The sequence below is a fragment of the Marinobacter excellens LAMA 842 genome (assembly GCF_001574445.1).
Classification (GTDB): Bacteria; Pseudomonadota; Gammaproteobacteria; order Pseudomonadales; family Oleiphilaceae; genus Marinobacter; species Marinobacter shengliensis.
Genome location: NZ_LOCO01000055.1, coordinates 1 through 2595, shown reverse-complemented (window position 1 = coordinate 2595; position 2595 = coordinate 1). Strand labels below are relative to the sequence as shown.

Annotated in this window: 2 protein-coding genes; both read left to right on the top strand. The window is 61.4% G+C overall.

From position 1 onward, the window contains the following. The first annotated feature begins 182 nt into the window (after nucleotides 1-182). On the top strand, nucleotides 183-1724 hold the full coding sequence (istA, locus tag J122_RS20010; protein ID WP_061334049.1) for an IS21 family transposase: 1542 nt from the start codon (nucleotides 183-185) through the stop codon (nucleotides 1722-1724). 11 nt (nucleotides 1725-1735) lie between these two features. Next, the gene (gene istB, locus J122_RS20005) at nucleotides 1736-2491 is read left to right on the top strand and encodes an IS21-like element ISSpu5 family helper ATPase IstB (protein WP_061334047.1); all 756 of its coding nucleotides are present in this window, start codon (nucleotides 1736-1738) and stop codon (nucleotides 2489-2491) included. Nucleotides 2492-2595 lie beyond the last annotated feature (104 nt).

Below are 2595 nucleotides of genomic sequence, written 5' to 3'. Positions count from 1 at the left end.
TGCGTATTCCAGACCAAGGTTGCCACTGATTCCAGACGAAGCCTGCCACCCATTCCACACGAAAGCTGCCACTGATTCCACGGCAAAGCTGCCACCCTGGCAAGCTGCCTGATTTCCCCATCAAAACGTCCGGCGCGGGATAACTAACGGTACTCTGCTCCTTTTCATCCGGAGAGGGCCAGATGCCAGCGAAGAGGTTATCCATGCGTAAAATCAAAGAAGTCCTTCGCCTCAAGTGGGAGCGAGGGCTGAGCAACCGGCAGGTTGCCGCAGCCTGCGGCATCAGCCGCCCCACCGTGAGCGAGTATCTGCGGCGTGCCGCCGAAGAGGATCTTGGCTGGCCGTTGCCAGAGGATCTGAGTGACGCTCAGTTGGAGCAGCGGTTGTTCCCGCCACCACCGGATCTGCCGGCACAGGCCAGAGGTATACCCGACTGGCAACACATCCGCGACGAACTCACGGGCAAGAATGTCACCCTGTTCCTGCTCTGGCAGGAGTACCGGCAAGCCAACCCGGACGGTTATCAGTACAGCTGGTTCTGCGACCATTACCGGGCCTGGCAAGGCAAGCTGGATCTGGTGATGCGGCAGGACCATCGGGCCGGTGAGAAGCTGTTCGTGGACTATGCCGGGCACACGGTGCCCGTTATTGACCGCACCACCGGTGAGATCCATGAGGCGCAAGTCTTTGTGGCGGTGATGGGCGCGTCCAATTACACCTACGCCGAGGCCACCTGGAGCCAGACCCTGCCGGACTGGATCGGCTCCCACACCCGAGCCTTCGAGTTCCTGGGCGGCGTGCCGGAACTGGTGGTTCCGGACAACCTCCGCTCCGGCGTCAGCAAGGCCCATCGCTACGAGCCGGACCTCAATCCGACCTATCAGGATATGGCTGGCCATTATGGTGTGGCCGTTGTCCCGACAAGAGTTCGCAAGCCCCGTGACAAGGCCAAGGTGGAAGGCGGCGTCTTGATCGTCGAGCGCTGGATACTGGCGGCCCTGCGCCACCGTCAACACTTCTCCCTGGGGCAGCTCAACGCCACCATCCGTGAGCTGTTGGAGAAGCTCAATAGCCGCCCCTTCCGCAAGTTGCCCGGGTGCCGGCTTGATCACTTCAAACAGCTGGACCAGCCGGTTCTACAACCGCTACCCGCCGAGCCGTATGTCTACGCCGAGTGGAAAAAAGCCCGGGTACACATCGACTACCACGTCGCCATCGATGGCCATTACTACTCGGTGCCCTATACCCTGATCAAGAAAGAAGTGGAGGTCCGGATCACCCATAACACCATCGAATGCTTCCACCGAGGCAACCGGATCGCCAGCCACCGGCGCTCAGACCAGAAGGGACGGCACACCACCATCGCCGCGCACATGCCGGAATCCCATCGCCAGGCCGGCGAGTGGTCACCGGAACGGCTGATCGCGTGGGCTACCAAGATCGGACCGGCAACTGAAAAGCTCATCCGCGCCGCGCTGGGGGCGAGAAAGCACCCTCAGCAGGCCTATAGGTCCTGCCTGGGCATTCTCCGGCTGGGCCAGAGCTACGGCGAGGCACGATTAGAACGCGCCTGCCAACGCGCCCTGATGCTGGGCAGTTGCCGATACAAGAGCATCGAATCCATCCTCAAACACCGTCTGGATCAGCAGCCCCTGGAAGAGCAACAAGAACTGGCCTTACCCGACACACACGACAACATCCGCGGCCCCGCCTACTATCACTGAAGGAACCTGACATGTTGAAACATCCCGCACTGGATAAGCTCCACGCCCTCAAGCTGACTGGTATGGCGGCCGCCCTGGCGGATCAATCGGCTACCCCCGACATTACCGACCTGAGCTTCGAGGAGCGCCTTGGCCTGCTGGTCGACCGGGAAATGACCGAAAGAGACAACCGGCGTATGACCAGCCGGCTGCGTCGGGCCAAGCTGCGACACGCCGCGATCCTCGAAGACATTGATTACCGGAACTCGCGGGGCCTGGATAAAGGGCTTATCCAGAGTCTGGCCAGCTGCCAGTGGGTGAAGGAACACCTGAACGTGCTCATCACCGGCCCCACCGGGGTCGGGAAAACCTGGCTGGCCTGTGCACTGGCACACAAAGCCTGCCGAGAGGGTTACACCGCCCAGTACGTCCGCCTGACCCGGCTGCTACGAGAGCTGGCCATCGCCAAGGGCGATGGCCAATACTCAAAGCTCCTGACCAGCCTGGCCAAGGTCGACGTGCTGATCCTGGATGACTGGGGGTTGATGAAGCTGAGCGCAGAGAACCGACGAGACTTGCTGGAGGTGCTGGAAGACCGACATGGCCGGCGCGCCACCATCGCCACCAGCCAACTGCCCATCGAGGAATGGCATGGCATCATCGGTGACGCCACGCTGGCAGACGCCATTCTGGACCGGCTCGTTCACAACGCCTACAAGATCAATCTGCGGGGCGAGTCCATGCGAAAACAGCAGGCAAAGTTGACGGCCACCGACACTTCGGAGTAAGAAGAGAAACCCCGCGTCGCTACGCTCCGATGGGTGGCAGCCTTGCTCCGGTCCGGGTGGCAGGCTTCACGTGGAATGGGTGGCAACCTTCAGCGGTTTACGCA

Bases quoted from the DNA above. Each gene is read 5' to 3' on its own strand.
- istB (WP_061334047.1), top strand. From the start codon at position 1,736: ATGTTGAAACATCCCGCACTGGATAAGCTCCACGCCCTCAAGCTGACT.
- istA (WP_061334049.1), top strand. From the start codon at position 183: ATGCCAGCGAAGAGGTTATCCATGCGTAAAATCAAAGAAGTCCTTCGC.